Annotated in this window: 10 protein-coding genes; 4 read left to right on the top strand and 6 right to left on the bottom strand. The window is 45.8% G+C overall.

Annotated elements, in window-relative coordinates; genetic code table 11:
- Positions 1–1050 (top strand): family 43 glycosylhydrolase, encoded by a 1050-nt coding sequence (locus tag T499_RS0106870; protein WP_033150343.1) that lies wholly within the window; start codon positions 1–3, stop codon positions 1048–1050.
- A 104-nt stretch (positions 1051–1154) separates the two neighbouring features.
- Positions 1155–3206, top strand: coding sequence for a glycoside hydrolase family 43 protein (locus T499_RS0106875; protein ID WP_052173519.1), 2052 nt, complete (start codon positions 1155–1157; stop codon positions 3204–3206).
- A 357-nt stretch (positions 3207–3563) separates the two neighbouring features.
- On the opposite strand, the gene T499_RS0106880 is transcribed toward T499_RS0106875, so the two are convergent.
- Complete coding sequence (locus tag T499_RS0106880; protein ID WP_198021257.1) at positions 3564–4430, bottom strand: hypothetical protein; 867 nt, start codon at positions 4428–4430, stop codon at positions 3564–3566.
- A gap of 135 nt (positions 4431–4565) precedes the next feature.
- Here T499_RS0106880 and T499_RS0106885 point away from each other — a divergent pair, with 135 nt between their 5' ends.
- Positions 4566–5588 carry a glycoside hydrolase family 53 protein gene (locus T499_RS0106885; protein ID WP_033150346.1) on the top strand — a complete coding sequence of 341 codons (1023 nt, stop codon included), beginning with the start codon at positions 4566–4568 and terminating at the stop codon, positions 5586–5588.
- Here T499_RS0106885 and T499_RS0106890 read toward each other — a convergent pair.
- The 5 genes from T499_RS0106890 to T499_RS0106910 are packed head-to-tail and all read right to left on the bottom strand — an operon-like array spanning position 5578 to position 16949.
- Positions 5578–8112 (bottom strand): glycoside hydrolase family 95 protein, encoded by a 2535-nt coding sequence (locus T499_RS0106890; RefSeq protein WP_033150347.1) that lies wholly within the window; start codon positions 8110–8112, stop codon positions 5578–5580. The genes T499_RS0106885 and T499_RS0106890 overlap by 11 nt on opposite strands.
- A 10-nt stretch (positions 8113–8122) precedes the next feature.
- Complete coding sequence (locus tag T499_RS0106895; protein ID WP_033150348.1) at positions 8123–10015, bottom strand: polysaccharide lyase family protein; 1893 nt, start codon at positions 10013–10015, stop codon at positions 8123–8125.
- Positions 10016–10029: 14 nt separating this feature from the next.
- Positions 10030–11622, bottom strand: a complete 1593-nt coding sequence (locus T499_RS0106900) for a DUF5123 domain-containing protein (protein ID WP_052173521.1) — start codon at positions 11620–11622, stop codon at positions 10030–10032.
- 24 nt (positions 11623–11646) lie between these two features.
- Positions 11647–13716 (bottom strand): RagB/SusD family nutrient uptake outer membrane protein, encoded by a 2070-nt coding sequence (locus tag T499_RS0106905; RefSeq protein ID WP_084163006.1) that lies wholly within the window; start codon positions 13714–13716, stop codon positions 11647–11649.
- Between the two features lie 23 nt (positions 13717–13739).
- Positions 13740–16949, bottom strand: coding sequence for a SusC/RagA family TonB-linked outer membrane protein (locus T499_RS0106910; RefSeq protein WP_033150349.1), 3210 nt, complete (start codon positions 16947–16949; stop codon positions 13740–13742).
- A gap of 209 nt (positions 16950–17158) precedes the next feature.
- Here T499_RS0106910 and T499_RS0106915 point away from each other — a divergent pair, with 209 nt between their 5' ends.
- A complete protein-coding gene (locus tag T499_RS0106915; protein WP_084162948.1) occupies positions 17159–19543 on the top strand; it encodes an AraC family transcriptional regulator in 2385 nt (794 codons plus the stop codon).
- Positions 19544–19570 lie beyond the last annotated feature (27 nt).

The raw sequence follows: 19570 nt of genomic DNA on the forward strand, positions 1-19570 counted from the left end.
ATGAGAAAAACAGTTGTCTCGTTGATGCTGTTAGTCCTGAGTGCAAACCTGGCGGTTTATGGACAGCAGCACCCCAAGCAGCGTATGCCTTTTGTTACCGACACACCCATGGTCCACGATCCTGTGATGGCCTACGAGGATGGTACTTATTATATCTTTGCCACAGGCATGGGTATCCAGAAAATGACATCTGTCGATCGCAAGAACTGGACAGTACACACAGAGCCTGTCATGTCGGTCATTCCTCAGTGGACCCACGATTCCGTACCAGGCTTCCAACAGCATGTCTGGGCACCCGATGTGATTCAGTGGCATGGCAAATGGTGGCTCTCATACAGTTGCTCTACTTTTGGTAAGAATGGTTCGACCATCGGACTGCTCTCTACCCAGAAGCTGGCTTCTGGCTTGTGGAACGATGAGGGCTGTATCGTTACTTCGCGCGAAGGTCGTGACAAATGGAATGCCATTGATCCTAACTTTGTGATCGACGACCAGGATCAGCCTTGGCTGGTATGGGGCTCTTTCTGGGATGGTATCCAACTGGCTCGTCTCGATACCACCATGCATATTGCCAAGGGCGAAAAGCCTCGCACCATCGCCCGTAGGTTTAACTTGGATAGTAAGGCCAGCAAGAATGCGCTGCCCATCAATCCCAATCCGCCCAAGAATCCAACGTCCGACTTTGCCGGACCAAATGCCATCGAAGCTCCATTTATCTTCAAACACGCAGGATACTATTATCTGTTTGTATCGTGGGATTATTGTTGTCAGGGTAGCAAGAGCAATTATCGTGTAGCGGTAGGTCGTAGCAAAACCATCGATGGTCCGTATCTCGACCGTCATGGCATTGATATGCGCTATGGTGGTGGCAACCTCTTTATCGAGGGCGATAAAAAGGCATTCGAGGCTGCTGGTCATTGCGCAGCTTACCATATCGATGGTCAGGATGTTTTTATCTGTCACGGCTATAGCATTGCTCACCAAGGAGCATCTATTCTCATCCAGCGTCCTATCAGTTGGACGCCTGACGGATGGCCGACTTTGGAATAATGAAAAGAAAAGTGATAAAGTGAAGAGTTATGTTCACCATAGTTAGTTATAAGTTAGTTAGAAATAAAGATTTTTGCAGTAATGTTTGGTTAAAGGCGATACTAATGCTTTTCGCTTTTCACTTTTCGCTTACTTCTGCATTCGCCCAGTCGTGGACGGCCGATAACGGTAATGGCACATTTACCAACCCGCTTTTCTACGATGAGTTTTCCGATCCCGACATTCTGCGTGTGGGCGACGACTACTATCTGGCTGGTACCACCATGCATACCGTGCCTGGTCTGGTGATTCTGCACTCCAAGGATTTGGTTAACTGGGAGAATATCTCGTATTGCTTTGATCGTTTCGATTTCGATGACGATGCTTTCTCTCTCAAAAACCACAAGGAGATTTACGGTCAGGGTGTTTGGGCACCTGCCATCCGTTATACTAACGGCCAGTTTTATGTGTTTACCAACATCAACGGTAAAGGTCTGCAGTGTTATACCTCGAAGGATATCCGTGGCCCTTGGCAGCATCATAACATGCAGGGCAACATCTACGATCTCTCCGTGCTTTTCGACGACGACGGTAAGATTTATGCCATCCATAAGTATGGCGAGGTGCACTGTACCGAATTGAAGCCTGATATGAGCGGTCCTGTTGAGGGTACTGATCGTGTGATTATCCCCGAGGGCAATGCCATCGGCGAGGGCCATCATGTGTATAAGATTAATGATATGTATTATATCATATCTACCGATTATATGCCTAATGGCCGTACCCTCTGCAGTCGTTCCAAAAGCATCTGGGGACCTTACGAAACCGTTACCATTACCGCCGACGAGACCTTTGGCTATCATGCCGCACCTCTAACACAAGTGCCACGTGGCGAAAAGTATCGTATTGGTGTGGATGGTACTAAGTTTGGCATACCTCAAGTTGATAAAGATGCTACCGCTTGTACCAACATCCACCAGGGTGGTATTGTGCAGGACCAGAATGGACAGTGGTGGGCGCTGTTGATGATGGACTTCCACTCCATCGGTCGCACCGTATGTCTCTCGCCCATTACCTGGAAGGATGGGTGGCCTATGATAGGCCTCGAAGGCAACCTTGGTCGCGCTCCACGTACCTGGTTCAAACCCAACATCGCTACCAACATAAAAGCACATGCTCCATATCTTCGTAACGATGATTTTAATTCGGCAAAGCTGGGTAACGTATGGCAGTGGAATCACAACCCCGATGATACTAAGTGGGGGTTGAAGAAGGGCCGCTTGCGTCTTCAATCGATGCCTGCCGAACAACTGATGTGGGCACGAAACACACTCACTCAGCGTGTCATCGGTCCTACATCTGTCGCCACCGTCGAGCTCTTTACCAGGGGTATGAAAGATGGTGATGTGGCAGGTCTTGGCAATATCAACGTGCCTTGCTCGTGGATAGGCATCGTAAAAGATGGTAGCACTCTTACGCTCCGTTGCTTCGAACAGGCCACCAATGATACTATCAATCAAAAAGTGAATGCCGAAAAGCTGTGGCTCCGTATGGTGGGCGATTATGATAACAATCAGGCTCATTACGAGTATTCGCTTGATGGCTCTACCTATCACCAGTTAGGCCGCGAAATGCCTCTCAGCTATCAGCTTATCTCGTTCCAGGGCTCGCGCCATGCGCTTTTCGCCTTTAATCATAAGGGCAAACAGGGTGGTTATGCCGAGTTCGACAACTTTAAGGTAGTAGAACCGCAGGCAGATCGCAGTCAGAATATCCCATACGGCAAGTCGTTTCGCATCATTAATTTAGCCACCGGCAAACCTGCTATCGCTCAGAAGCATGGCTTGCTTTACGATACCGATGAGGCCGACAAGAGTCCACAAACACGTTTCCGTATCATCGATAAAGGTCAGGGAAAGGTAGTGCTGCAGTGCGAGGATGGTCGCTACGTATGGTGCTCGGGCTTTGGTATTCCGGGCGATGTACGCCTGACTACCGATGCTTCGAAAGCCGAGGTGTTCCTATGGCAGGATTATCTCAACCACGAGTTTATGCTGATGTCTATGCGTACCCACCGCTACGTTGGTAAAAGTCCTACCACAGGCAGTCCTTATTCGATGGACTTCGCTGGTGCCGACCCGGCCCGTCGCAACGGCTCTATGTTCTGTTGGGAATAATTAATGTCATAACGTCATATTTAATGTAAACCATTGTGAATTACCAAATTATAGATGATGACATTATATGAAGTTATGTTTCTTAACGTCATATTAGGTATGCTTTAAGTTGTAGAAATTGCTAGAACAAAGTGTTTCATGAGGCGAAACACTTTGTTTCTCATGGGGAAACACATTGTTTCTGTCGATGAAACATATTGGAAATATAGGTTCTATTATGCCGTAATATTCACAATATGACATTAATAATATTGGTATGACATTGTGATGTCATATGTAAAGCCTTGTAACACAAACACTTAGACTAAATATGACATTATGACGTTAAAAATGAAGTTTTTTCTCGATAATTTGTTTCTATCGTGCGATGAGGGCTTGGATTTGGGCGGGGGTGAGTTTGCCTGAGCTGATAAACTCCTGCATGATGTCGTTGAGTTTGTTTTCAACCTCCTCGGTGATGGTGTAATCCCACGTCAGCGCCTCTTCGATGCTAACGCGCACGCCACCCTTGTTATGACTGTTATCCAAGCAATAGAGCGTGATGTCGGGATGCTCTTTCAGCAGATAGGCAATGCGCCCCTTAAAGAGCGGATAACAATACACATAGTAATAGTGACTCATGGCACGATTCGACCTGATTAAGCGGTTAATCATATTCGTGAATCCTGTTATCGGATCGTTGTGCACAAACACGATGCTGGCTTTAAACCCACGGTCTTGTACCATTTTTAGGCGACTCTCGAATGATGGAATACTGATAAAAGCACCATCGTACACCAATCCTGCACTATGGGCTAGCGCTTTCAGTTTGGGATTGTTCCTCAAAGCAGTAGATTTGCCAGATGCTGTCGATCCCATCATAAAAAAGATGGTTTTGTTACCTTCGGCCTCAGCACGGTCAATCAGTCTGGCTAATACCAAACTGTCTATCTGTCGGCTGGCCATGATATAATCGGTAACGTTCAGTCCGTTGTAGCCAATGCATTTTAATTCCTCGCGTACATTGTCGGGGTCGAGAATATTGCCACTTTTTGCCAGATACGAGTCTGCCAGCGAGTCGAGATGTTCGCCCACCCATTTATATGCCGCATCGAGTTTAATAACCAACTGTGTCGAGTCGGTTTTCTCGTTGGTATTGCTAATTAGGTTTGCTGCCAATGCTGTAGTTTGCCAAAGCATCAGCAGTGCTATAAGTATTGTTTTATAGATAGCACGTTTAAACATAATCATATTACTTCTTGGCTGCAAATATACAACATATTTTTAAAATAACAGGTTTTTACCATCATTTTTAGGGTAAAGTGTTTGCGTTTTGCAGAAAATGTCCTATTTTTGCAACAGAAAAATAAACTAAATGTTATGAAACTACTGCTTGTATCGATGTTTATGGCACTCGTTTCGCAGAGTGCTTTTGCGCAGAATGACTTTGTAAAAGGGGCCGATGTGGGATTTCTCACTGGGCAGGAGAAACATGGCGTGAAATTTCACGATCGTGATGGAAAGGAACGAGAATGCTTGGAACTGTTGAAGACCGACTATCAGATGAAGGCTATCCGTATGCGAGTGTGGGTGAGCCCACGCGGCGGCATGAACGATAAGCATGAGTTGCTGGCAATGGCCAAACGTGCCAAAGCACTTGGTATGGACCTGATGGTTGACTTTCATTATAGCGACTCATGGGCCGATCCTGCCAAGCAGCCTATCCCCGAGGCTTGGAAAAATCATAACTACAAGCAGATGAAGAAGGATCTTCGCGAACATACCATCGATGTACTCTCGCTGCTCAAAGCTAATGGCATTGAGCCACGATGGGTGCAGGTGGGCAACGAAACAGCCAACGGACTACTTTGGCCTATGGGGCATATCGAGCAGAACCCCAAGCAGTATGCAGGCTTTATCCGTGCTGGTTACGATGCTGTGAAGAAGGTGTTCCCTCAAGCCATTGTTATTGTGCATCTGGATCGCGGCCACCTGCAGAGCCTTTACGATTATAATCTGAATATTGTGAAGAAGTATGGTGGTAAGTTTGATATGATAGGCATGTCGCTCTATCCCTACTGGGCCATGCAGGATCATCCCGAACTAAATCCCGATGGCATTATTACCGACTGTATGGCGAACATCCGCCATTGTAGCGAAAAATACGGCTGCGATGTGATGATAGTAGAAACGGGTTTTGAGGTAGATGAGCAGCACCCAGAAAAGATGGACGAGGGGCGCCGCCAGCTAACCCGTGTGATTCGCGAGGCTCGTAACGAAACCAATGGCCGTTGCCGTGGTGTGTTCTATTGGGAGCCCCAGTGCCTGCCTGGTGGCTATAAGCTTGGCGCCTTTAACAGCAACGCCGCGCCTACAGCCATCATGGAGGCCTTTAATGAGTAAGATGTACTACTTTATCAGGCTGAGTGCTGATATCGTACAGATATGTTGATAGTAGTTTGTTTTGCAATAGTTTCGAGGAATCTTTGACCTTCGGGGCGGGTATATCATATACCTGCATAAGTTGGTTCGTATTTATGCCTTTTGCTTTCTTTATACCCTTACCTTTGAGTGGCACTGCTGAGCGTATGCGCAAATTGCCACCCAGTGTAGAACGGATGGTGAGCAATACTACGCGACCGTTTTTCCACTTCATGTGCTCGATAACGAAGCCACCACGTGTTTTTAGTCCCTTTACCTCGCCCTCTGACCATACATCAGGCAGGGCAGGCAACAAGTTAATAGCACCGTCGTGACTCTGCACCAGCATTTCGGCAATGCCGGCACAACAACCAAAGTTACCATCAATCTGGAAAGGCGGATGTGCATCGAACATGTTGGCATAAGTACCGCCATCCTGATCCTTGATGGTTACGTAGGGCGATTTCAATTTCAGCTGATTCTGGATGAGTTTGTAGGCGTGGTTGCCATCCAGCAGTCGGGCCCACAAACAAACCTTCCATCCCATCGACCAACCTCGCGAAGCATCGCCACGACCAATGAGCGACTTGCGGACAGCAGCCGTAGCAACAGGATTGTTATAGGGAGATACCTGATGACCGGGGAAGAGGCACCAGAGGTGCGATACGTGGCGATGGTTGCTTACCTCGCGGTCCCAGTCTTCGAGCCACTCTTGCAATTGTCCGTATTTGCCTACCATCATAGGTGGCAACTGACTGCGAACCTGGTCTAGACTATCGGCAAAACTCTGATCAATACTTAATGCGTTGGCTGCCAATCGAGTGTTGTAAAGTAAGTCATAGATCATCTGGTTATCCATAGATACACCTGCAAAAACCGATGGCGACTGATCGTTATTAAAAATGTCGTCGTGATATCTGCCTATACCTGGATGGTTTTCGGGAGAGTGGGAGGGCGAGGCTACCAAATAGCCAGTCTTGGGTTCGCGCACCAAGAAATCGAGATAGAATCGGCAAGCCTCGGCCATCACCGGATATGCTTCATGTTTTAAGTAATCTTTATCGCCTGTATACAGATAGTGTTCCCACAGATGCGAACAGAACCAGGCGTTGCATGTTGGCCAGATGGAGCATGAGTGATAATCAACTGCTCCAGTAGAGCGCCATAAGTCGGTATTATGATGCAGTGTCCAGCCTCGGGCACCATACATCTCGCTGGCTGAGCGGCGACCTGTTACGCTTACATCCTTTACCATCTGCAGGAATGGATCGTGGCATTCCGAAAGGTTAGTTACCTCGGCAGGCCAGTAGTTCATCTCTACATTAATGTTAGTGGTGTATTTTGAGTCCCATGCAGGATACTGGTCGGCATCAGGATTCCAGATGCCCTGCAGATTGGCAGGCTGACTACCACGTTGCGACGAGGCAATGAGCAGATAACGACCAAACTGGAAATAGGTGGCTACCAACCCGGGATCGTTTGTTTCCGAGAACTCGCGAATTCGTACATCGGTAGGTTTCTTTTCCTGTGCGGGATTATGTCCCAAATCCAAACTCACACGATTGAACTGTTCCTGATAACGAGCCACATGATTTGCCAACGACTTCTCGAATGGCTCGTGTTTATCAAGATAGCTGTTTAATATTGTCATCGCTTTTGCGTCTGCATCGGCTGTAATATTGTCATATCTCACAAAGTTGGTTGCTGAGCTAACCACAACCAAAGCCTCGGTTGCGCCGCTTACATTGATGGTACCATTGGCGCCAGTTACTTTTCCGCCTGTTGGAATAACCTTGATATAAGATACGCAGTGCAAACCATTGGGTACATTCTCTTCTTTTGGGGCAGTAGGGTGGCTGAATACACGTAGCATATCGTTGCCTACCTGACTCACATCGGCCAGCACGCGCTGTTTCTTCAACGGCCCGGCAAACGACGTACTGAACTGCAGTTTGCCACCATTGGTAGCTTTCAGTCTGATGAGTGTTACGTTATCGGTTAATGAGGTGATAACCTGACGTTCGTAACCTATGCCATCGGCCTGATAAGTAGTAGTGGCTACAGCCTGATCTAGACTAAGCTCACGGCGATAGGCGTTTACCTTTTGCTGTGGGAATGTAAGAATCAGATTACCTACCGACTCATAAATCATACCATGACCAGTGATGCTCCTATCGGCTGTGATATTGTGCATTGACAAGTACTGGGCTTGCTGATAATCGCCACGATTAAGTGCTGCCCGTATGTCCTGCAGCACACCAAGTGCCTTAGGATTTACGTTGTTGTACGGTGAACCACTCCAAAACGTGTCTTCGTTCAGCTGGATAGTATCGCTCTCAACACCACCATAAACCATTGCTCCTAAACGACCATTTCCTAATGGCAAAGCCTCAACCCAATGCTTGGCTGGGCGGTCGTACCACAATACGTGTGGGTGAGCATAGATACTCAACACGCATACATAGATGAGCGCCATCAGTGTCATTCTTTTTTTCTTATTTTCCATAATGATAGTTTTATTTGTAATTTACAATCTTATTTTCTCTTCTGCCATCCTCAGTTATCGTACTTACAATGCAGAGGCCTTTTGGGGCTTGGCACATACGTATTCCTTGCAGATTATAATATTCTATAGCAATTACTTTTGGTGATGCGATAGAATTCTGACCAATATCAGAGGTTGTCATATCGCCAGTTTCCAGTTTGATACAATCCCACATCACGCCGTTCCTGCCCGTTCCGTTTGTCAGGTTGAAGGTGAGAGTATTCTCTCCTTGTGACAACAGGGATGCGTCAAAAACCAGTGCCTTCACATCGTGTCGCCCACTCTGTGTGGCACTACGGTAGATTGCTCCGTCGTTGGTATTCCAACTCCATGTAGTAAGGGTATGACCATTAAGACATATCTTTACTGTGGGATTGCTGGTAACAGCGGCTAGCGAGGCTGTGAGGTGGGCATTGCCTGTATACGATTTGGTGCAATTAAACTTTACCGTCCATGTTCCTTTCTTTGTTTGGGCATAATACCAGTCTGTACTTTGACTGCTTCCCCCAATCACGAATGTAAGATTGGATGGCACCGTCTCGGGTAATAAATAGGAACGCGATGCGTTGCTTAGCGCATAACCATCGCTCAAACGGTTATTTTCGCCTATCATCCATAACAAATGTTCATATTGTTTAGGTGCCCACTCAATTGTCCCCAAGTCGCATATGCCTGCTTCTACTTGAACATGATCAACTACCAGTTGGTCGGTTATGTCACCTTGTGTGGCATAGGCATAGAGTGTATAGTCGTCGGGACGTACAGCAGGGATGGAGAAGTAACCGTTGTTATCTGTTTTTGTCCAAAACATATAACGTTTACCTTGACTGTAAGGATCGCTACCAGGCTCTGCTAAAATAACCTGTATACCTTCGCGCCCTTGGTTAGTCTTGACATTAATCCTACCTGTCACTGTAGCACGTTCTGTGGGGTATAGTTCATGTTGGAACCATTGGAATGGCCACTCTGCCTGTTGCTGATGTGCCATCGCCTTGGCATTGGCTATCATCTCCTCGTGGTTTCCCCTATTCACATAAATCAGGAAAGGACCGTAAATTTTATGCTCTCCCTCCTTGAAACTATGCGAAGAGGCTCCCAGATGCTCGCCTTGCAACATTTGGATGGTAATAGGTGATTTTGCTGTGGCATGAACAGTCAGCTCTTGTTTCATTGGTCCACCATTAACCCACTCATGACTACAAGCAATATTCCATACGCCTGTGTCGTCGGACATTAAACCATGCAGACTATCTTTTACGATGTATTGTCCCCAGTTGTACTTGGTATATATACTTCCATCCGCCATTCTATAAGTGGCATCGGCTACTTTGTTCTCTTCTCGCTCGGCCGTTTTCATCTCGCTATTGGATGGGATACGTCCTTGCATGTGATCGTCAACATAACCATTGATGAAAGAGGAGGCAAGACGTGTGCATACTCTCATCTCACGCATTTTTACTGCTGATGAAGCGTTTGTGCCGCTAACAACCATATAAACATAGACACCACAAACGCCTCGCCGTATAATAAATCCCTGCTGCAAATGTGGATGGTTATCCATGTTGCTGTATACCACCTCGGCATAATCAGCGGTTTGCTGTACAATATCTACCTTCGATGGGTTGAGTGTGCGATTTTTGTCGGAGGTGTAGTCAAAGTATACGCCGTTGCTACCAATGACATTTGAACCGTTTGTGGGAGTCATCTGACTGATTCGCCCGTTGTTGCCAATGGTAATACTGATGAGGCCGTTAGACATTTTTGTTTCACGGTTGCTGCTCACTGACACGGTGACGTCCTGTGCTAGGACGTCACCGCTAATCAGAAAAAAGGTGCAACAAACTATTAATGATTTTAAATTCATAGATATCCTATTCTCTACCACCAACGAGGATCGCCGGCTACCTTTTTACCTTTGAAGATTACACCTTTCTTAAGGTGGAAGTTACCATTCTGTGGGTCTTCAAACAGTTCTTCGCTTGTCAGTTCCAAACGGATAGCGTTTGTGAACTTCTTGCTGTTTTCTGGGAAATCGGCTGTGAGATAACAACCTGAGAAATCGAGCCAGCCTGAGTAGTCGCCATAACCGGAGTTCATCTTCTGTCCACCATTAGGTCCACAGAATATCATATTGGTAACCTGAGCCTCTTTAGGTGTTTTGGTTGCCAGAATCCACTTCTGCAGCTTGGTGGTATAGTTACAGAAGATGCAGTGGTCGACCTTAAACATGTCAGCCTGTGCGCGCAGGTCCATCATCTGGTCGCCAATCTCCATAAGTGTTGAGTTGGTGATAGATATGGTACCGACACTCTTAGCGCCACCAATATTAATCATGCCATAACCCGATGTACCCACGTTATTTACAATACAATTGTTGATGTTGATACTATTAACCTCGGCGTTACCATTGCTTACAAACACAAGTGAGCGTGGAATGTTACGAATGATACAGCCTTCGAAGTTGATATTGCCGAAGCCATCGGCACGACGCATGTCGAACCAGAAAGCATTCTTCATTTCATCATCGATATCAACATACTGGAAGTTGATATTCTCAGTTCTGCTGTTGATACTAAATGCTGGCATCTTTAATTCAGGCCGAACACCATTAACTATTTTTCCTGAGAAGTAGATGTTCTTGATGGTCTCAGGAAGTGATACTTTTCCAACCTCGTATGTATTTCCACCATTAAATACCAGTGTTACTGTCTCATCGGTAGCGGCTGCAAGCAACTCGTTAACATCATCGCCAACAGCCACATCAATGGTCTGACCTGTTGCAGAACCTAGGGTCTTGAACTTATAGGTACCACGCAGGAATGTATCGTTGTATATCTGTGCGATATAATTGGTGCCAGGGTTCAGACCGTCAATCATACCGCTACCTGCTTCCTGCATGTCAGTAGAAATGTTGAGGCTTGATATCCATGTGGTATCCTTCTCACCAATGGTACCCAACTTGATGTATGTAGCCGTTTTTTCTGGATCCCAGTTCAGCTGTACATCCTTGATACCTGGTGTTACTGTGGTAAAGATCTGTTCGGCAGGTGTCTTGAAGCTTACACCATACCAGCCTGACTCATCGCCTGTAGTCTCGTCTATTGCCTTTAAACGTACAGAATAGGTGGTTGTACCATACAAATCCTCTATCAGTTTGTGGTACTCGTTCTGTACCATCACTTTACCAGTACTATAAGGTGTTAAGGTGTCGGCCTTGATAACTTCCGTTCTGACAATCTCGTTGAATTCCAGACTGTCGAGACTAAATTCCAACACATACTGGGTAGCACTGGTAACACCATTAAAGCTCAGTACCACCGAGGTTGGTTCGGTTTCAACCAACGATAGGTTGGTGGTACGGAATAGGTGACTGTAGCTCTCATCTACAGGCCACTGGTTTGCGTCTTCGCTGCACGATGCAAGGCCAATAGCAGCACATGCTATGCAAGCAATTTTATTAATTGTTCTCATATAATAGTTTTCTTAATTAATGAATTAGTTAATACTATGGTCGTAACCATAAGAATTCTTTAAGTATCCGTTCGACTTATAGATGTCGTCGTAGTAGATTGAATAAAGATGGCGATAATTACATACACCATTACCCATGGTATAGGTCTGCAGTTTCTCCTGAATTTGTGAGCCATACTGCAACTGGCTGAGCAGAGCGCTGTAGTCGTAGTTGGCGCGCAAACCAGAGGCACAAAGCAGAATTCTAACCGAGCGGTTCACAACATCTGTCTCGTTGTTTTCCTTACGCAGCCATGAGAGTTCTTTATAAGTATCGGGATTGGGGTTGGCATTGAGCTGACGATAGAAATTGATGCTCGAAATATCAACCTCAGGATAGCCGCTTGCACCCTTCGAAATCATTTTGTAGTAAACCTTCTCGGGGAAGTCCTTGGGCTCGTAAGTCTTATCGAAGATTTTTACCGTCTGAGTACCATCGTACATCTTTACAAGGGCTTCTTTCATCTCCTCAATCTTCTGGTCGAGCAATCCCCAACGAACCAGGTCGAGTTTGCGAATGCCCTCGCAGCCAAATTCCCAGGCACGCTCGTTAACAATGGCGTTAAAGAAATCGCTATCGTAGTTTTTGATCTCAGCCGATCCTGCACCGAATGCACGTTCACGAACCTTTTCTAGAGCTTCGCGAGCCGACATCTTGGCAATCGTGTTCTTTGTGTCTTCGCCCTCTCCTAATTGATAACGTGCTTCGGCAAACATTAGCAGTACATCGGGATAACGCATCAGAATCCAGTTAATACCAGTGCTGGGACGGCCGCTGGCGGTCTGAGCCAGTGCTCTATAGGCATCGTTTGTCCAAAAATAACTCCATTTACCAAAGTGAACATTCAGCATATCGTTACGTCCGTTCATGGTCTCGGTAAGCTTGTTGTTCTCTTTGGTGAACTTGGGGAAGTAGCAAGCATAATCGCGACGGGTGTCGGATGGTGTGAATGAGTAGAAGTAGTAGCCGTTAGAGTTTACATACGAAGAACCCCAACCAGTAGCTCCAAACAGGTTGCCATCCATCTCACGGCCCATCAGTGTTCCGATGTCGCCGCTATAACCCATACCATTGGCTACCTCGAACATATTCTCGTTATAGGCATTGTAATCCAGATGACAAACTGTTTTCCAGATATCGCCATAATCGGGATCAAGGTGGTGAGGATTCTGGTCGTCGCCGATAATCTCCGCACACTGCTGCTCGGCAATGGCATAATAGTCGCGCCAATTCTTTGGACGACCAACATAGAAACCGTTCATCTCGCCCATACCTGGAACCGTTGAAGGATAGTGCTCTACATTCGAGTCGTCGGCAAACTGATTACCGTCGCGTACACTCCAACCGCCTGCAAACAAGGCGATACGTGCCAACAAACCTTTGGCAAAGCCTTTGGTAATACGTTCGCAGTTGTAGTCAGACACCTCACCAAGCCATGGCAGATAGTCGATGGCCTCCTGCATGTCGCGTACCAGATATGAATAGATTTCGTCGCGGTCGGTCTTGCCGGCATATACATTCGAGAGGTCACTGGCCGATGTTCCCTCCTTGTAAGGAATGTCGCCCCAGCGGCGTACGAGTTCAAAATAGCTAAGTGAACGCAAAACAAGAGCTTCGCCCAAGTAGCGTTGCATGGCTTTATTGCCACTCTTGAAAGCCTCAGAGTTGCGGATTCCCTCAACGGCAGTTGAGGCACGCTCGGCCATCTTGAAGATATACTGCCACTGGATGGTGTGGTTATACCAATCGCTATAAAAATTGGCTGCACCAGTATCGGATGTCAACTCCTTCGAGGGGTCGTTGTTATAACCGCTGGCCAGCTCGATATCGCTGACACCCTGCCAGTTTACCGACATTTTCTGTCCATATACGTAAGTTCCTGCCAAGTCGCTGTAAACACCCATGATGGCAGCACGAGCCATACCCTCGTTCTCGTAGATAACCTGACTGGTTTGCTGCGAAGGCGATTCGGTGTCGAGATAGTCGGAGCAACTGGTGGTAAAACCACAGAGAGCACCTGCAGCAATCATATATTTTATAATATCGTATTTCATAATCATTATTGTTTATTACATATTTAGAATGTTACATTAAGACCGAACACCCAAGAGCGTGACTTAGGATAGGCCGAACGGTCGTAACCCATCACCATATTGTTTGATGAAATGTTTACCTCAGGGTCCTGTCCGCTATATTTTGTCCAGCAGAACAGGTTGGTGCCTGTGGCATAAACTCTCAGACGCTTGATTCCTGCATGCTTCAGCAACTGCTGAGGCAGTGAATAGCCAAGTGTGAGTGTACCCAGACGCAGGAACGAACCATCCTCAACAGCCCAGTCGGTAGTAATACTGTTGTTCATCAGAGGGTGCCACATGGTCTTGCCCTGATTCAACTCCTGTAATTTTGCAGGATTGGCATGCTCGCCATTGTAGATATTAAAGCCTGTAACAGGGTCGATAACCGTGAAACGGTTGGCCAACGACATCTCGGTACTCATATTCTGATAACGCTTTGAGAGATCGTAAGAGGTGTTATCAATCTTGTTCACATTCAGTACATCGTTACCATACGACCAGTTGAAGAGTGCTGTGAGGTCTAAGCCCTTCCAACCCATGTTGATACCAAAACCACCTGTGTGCTTGGGCTGTGCGCGACCAATTACCTTACGGTCGTGGTCGGCATCTACCTTGCCATCACCATCCAAGTCTTTCAACTTCAAATGGCCAGGACCGAACCAAGCGCCTGAACGCGACAATACACCTGTTACATCTACAACGCCTTCGTTAAGCACCCAGCGCTGAGTGGTCTCGTTATAGGTAAAGTCGTCGAAACTATAATAGCCATCACAAACATAGCCATACATCAGTCCTACCTCATCGCCCACAAATACTCGGTAGTTATCACTACCTGTGCTGGGGAACGAACCGCCCGAAAGTATCATCTCGTCATTCTCGGTACCATACAAGTGGTCAACTTTGTTCTTGTTGAACGAGATGTTGAAGTTGGCGCCCAGGTAGAAGTCCTTGGTGTCGATGATATTTGCATTAACAGTGAACTCGATACCGCGGTTGGTGGTCTGACCTAAGTTCTGATACTGGGTATTGTAACCAGAGTTTGAGGGCAGCTGTACCGACATAATCAGGTCTTTAGTTACATCGTTGTACCAATCAACCGATACGTCGAGTTTCTTCTTAAGTATAGTAAAGTCGATACCTACGTTAGTAGAGTGCTTGGTTTCCCAAGTAAGTTTGTCGTTACGCAACACGGTTGAGGGCTGCAGACTGCTCTGACCAGTCTCATTCTGGAAATACAGGTTGCGAACAGCTGTTACAGGGCTGTAGGTTTGGCGCCAGTAGCTACCAACACGGGCATTACCCGATACACCATGGCTCAAGCGGAGCTTCAGATTGTCGAGCCAATCACGTGTTCCTGCCATAAATTTCTCGTCGGTAATGCGCCAAGCAGCTGCCACTGCAGGGAATACACCCCACTTGTTGCCTGGCGAGAATACGTTGGTACCATCGGCACGCAGTGTAAAGGTAAAGTAGTACTTGCCTCCATACACATAGTTAGCACGGCCAAAGTACGACAGCGTACGACCAGGCTCGTTGATAGTGGTATAGGTGGGTTCCGATGTACCATTGTTCCACATCGCAAGGATATTATCCACGGTATAGTCGAGTGGGAAGTAGTCGGCTTCGATATTCATGCGATCTGACTCAGAGTTGTTACCTTCGAAACCAATCATGGCATCGGTGTGGTGTTTGCCAAAATCCTTTTTAAAGTTCAGCATGGTACGGAAAGTCCAGTTGTTGCCCTCCTGATACTGGCGCTTAGCCACAGGCATACCTGAACGGCCGTTTGCCTCACCAGTATTGGCCAAGAAGATGTTGTCCTGACGGTTGTAGCTAAAGCCGTACGTACCTTCTGTGCGCCACTGCAACCATTTGGTAATATCCCATGTAAGTGCCAGATTGTACGAGTTGTTAAAGTTCTTCTGCTTTTTGTACTCGTTGGCAATATTATAGAATGGATCCTGCAGATAGCTGATATTCTCGTACGAGAGGTCGTCGCCGCCTAAGTCGTCGATACCAAGGTCAATCAAGGTCTTAACAGGTGGATATTTCACACAGTCGCGCAGTTTGTTGCCATACGATACACTTGGACCATCAATAATACGATAGGTCATCTTGGCATTAAAGTCAAGACGTAATTTATCCGAGAACTTCTTGCTTATCTTGGTGTTCAGTGCATCGCGCTTGAACTTAGAGCCTTCCATAATATAACTCTCATCATCGCGTGTATAGCTGAGGCTGTAGATAAGATCTTTGGAGCCACCATTGATATTCACATTGTAGGTCTGCTTGATACCTGTACGGTCGAACAGTTTCTTCTGCCAGTCGGTCCCCTGGCGAGATTTGTATATGTCGATGTCTTCCCAACGGCCGTATCGGTCAAAGAAACTGGCCTTATCGGCATTGTCAAGCTCGCGCTGTAGGTACACATACTCGTATGGCGACAGTACCTCGGTCTCGTTGTAGAAGTTGTTCAAACCCATCGAAGCATTAAAGGTTACCTCGGTTTTACCTGCACGACCACTCTTGGTGGTAACCAGTACAACACCATTGGCACCCTTGGCACCGTAGATAGCTGTAGATGAGGCATCCTTCAAAACATCGATACTCTCGATGTCGGTAACAGGGATATCGCTAATGCTGCCAGCTTGGAAACCATCAACGATATAAAGAGGTTCGTTGTTCTGGGTGATTGAACCACCACCACGTACGCGGATGGTAACATCGGCATCGGGCGATCCCTGGGTTGTTACAACGTTAACACCTGCCACACGACCTGTAATTGCCGAAGCAGCATTGGTAGTCTGGATATTCTTGAGCGTTTTTTCGCCTACCGACGATATTGAACCTGTTAAGTCACGGCGTCGAGCCTGTCCATAACCTACTGCTACCACTTCTACTTCGCTCAATGTGGTGGCATCTTCTTCGAGTGTAACATTAATAGGTTTACCTGCTGTTACACGTAAGGTCTTCGTCTTCATTCCTATATAGGAAATCACAATCTGACGTCCTTTGGGCGACAGTTTCAACGTAAAGTTACCTTCGTAATTAGTTACAGTTGCATTCCTGGAATTACCTGCCTCGGTAATGGTAGCACCGATAACAGGTTCGCCATTGGAATCTTTTACAATACCTTTTACCTGTCCACCCTGAGCAAAAGCCATTAATTGGGCTAACAGGAAAATCACAGAAAAGAGAGTTCGTTTAAACATACTTTTTTGATTTAGTTATTAAAATTGATTGATTTAAAAATAATCGTAGTAGTTAAAAGTGGCGGCAAAATTATACATACTATGTATGCAATAGGGTGAAGGAAGTACATTTTACGGTTAAAAAAGTCCTATTTCGGCAGTTTTAGAACTAAAATACACTTTTATGATTTATTTTTCGTACTTTTGTATCGGCAAATAACAGTTTTAACATGAGAAGATACATTATACTACTAACGACATGGTGCTTGGTGGCTATATCTGGTTGGGCTTTCCAAGTACATAAAACCAAGATTCAGCACTTTGGTGAGGAAGATGGTTTTTCATCAGCACTTGTCGTACACATGATACAAGATAGCAACGGATATATATGGTTGGCTACTTGGGATGGATTGCGCCGATATGACGGCTATCGGTTCGAAACCTTTAAAGCGCGTCCTGGCGACTGTTCGCCATTGGAATCAAACCGCATTAGTTATGTAGAAGAAACTGCCGATCACCAGATTATATGTTGGTCGAACGATAAATACTATCTTTTCAATCCCCAAACAGCGGTATTCACTTTATATAATAATAAGGTGAAGCCCCATTTATATCATCCAACAGCTAAAGCTAAACAAAAAATACAAAACATCAAGGAATATCAGAATATTGAATTCAGTATATTGTTGGAAGACCAGCAAAATGGTATTTGGGTAAACTCTCATCGTGGTTTAGAACGTATATCGGATATTCCAGCACCCATTATGACTTTGAAAGATAGTCCGCATGAAGAAGTGGTAAGTGCCCTTTATGCTGATGTTAAAGGGTACTTGTGGGTGGCGGATAAGAGCGGCTATATTCGTTTGATTAACAAGAATAAGCAAACGCAATATCTTACGGCTAATGGTAGTCTTTCAAGCACTCGTACGTCTTTTGGATATGCTGCCTATTGCATCTACAAAGATCGCAAAGGACGGATGTGGATAGGCACCAAACCTGATGGACTGTTTAAACTTACTCCTCATCATGGAGGCTATCAGGTGGAGCATTTCTGTAATGACCCTAAGGATGTTTTCTCTATCAATTGTAATTCGGTATACGACATTGCTGAGGATGCAAAGAACAGACTTGTGATTGCAACCTTTGGTGGCGGACTGAACATTGCCGAACAGCTGTCAAACGGACAAACGCGTTTTATGCATTGTGGAAATGTATTGAAACAGTATCCTCACAAGGGGCTTAAGAGCAGATGTTTGAGTATGATGCCTGATGGTACGCTGTTGTTTGGTACTAACGACGGACTATACACAACATCCCTGAACAATCCCTACGAAAAGATGGTGTTCTATATCAACAACCGTCGACCTAACGATGTTCATAGTATCAGTAATAATTTTGTTACCGAAATATTGCAAGCAAAGTCTGGTCGGATCTATATTACTACTTCTGGTGGTGGTACCGATGTCGTTATTTCTCATAAACTTCTCTGTGATACGATACAATTCCAACACTTTTCTGTAGCTGAGGGTATCTCATCGGACATGAACCAGACGTTGACCGAAGATAGGAATGGTAATGTGTGGATAGTGTCTGCTGGGTCGTTAAGTATGCTAAACCCCAAAACAGGATTAGCCACTAACTATTGGAATCTGTTTCCGGATGCTGGCGAGTTGTTTACGGAGGCAACACCTGCAGTTCTGTCAAATGGAACGCTCGTATTCAGTACCACTTTAGGTATATTACCCATCAACCCAAGCGAGATGAAGAAAAGTAATTTCGTTCCTCGAATTGTGTTTAATTGTGCTCATGAAGTATTCCTGTCGCCCGATGAGAAAGATTTCAGTATTCGCTTTGCGGCATTGGATTATAATAAGAACGAAGAGATAGTGTATGCTTATAAACTGGATGGCATAGACAGTGAGTGGCGATATACCCGAAGTAATGAACTGAATTATGCCCGATTGGCGCCAGGCGATTACACATTGCATATCAAATCAACCAATGGCGATGGCGTTTGGACTGATAACGAGCAGACGATTATTCTGCACCGTTCTGCATATTTTAATGAGACACCTTGGGCCTGGATGTTATATGGGTTACTTATTACATGCTTTGTAATTGGTGGATTATCGGCCATCAGATACGTACGAAGATTAAAGCGTGAGCTGAAAAATGTACAACTTACCAGCAAGGAACAGATAGAATTGTTGGGTGAACGCATCAAAGAGTTGCTCCCTATCACCGAAGAGGTAAAGGAGATAACCGAGGAGAGTGAAACGTTGAGTCCAGATGACCGTTTTTTTGCTTCGCGTGTCAAGGAGTATGTGGAGAAAAATATCGATAATGCTGATCTATCAGTAATCGATATTGCACAGGCCATGTATGTGAGCCGTACTGTGCTGTTTGTACGTATGAAGCACATATTCAATAGTTCGCCTAATAACTATGTGCTTAATACCCGTATTAACTATGCTAAGAAACTGTTACTTACTACCGATATGCGTGTGTCGGATGTTGCCTATAAGAGTGGTTTTTCCGACCCCAAATACTTTAGTCGCTGCTTTAAGAAACTAACAGGAGTTTTACCGAAGGATTTTTCCGAGGGTAAAAAATAATCCCGAAAACGAGGAAAAATATACGCC

The organism is Prevotella sp. RM4 (assembly GCF_000701965.1).
GTDB lineage: Bacteria > Bacteroidota > Bacteroidia > Bacteroidales > Bacteroidaceae > Prevotella > Prevotella ruminicola.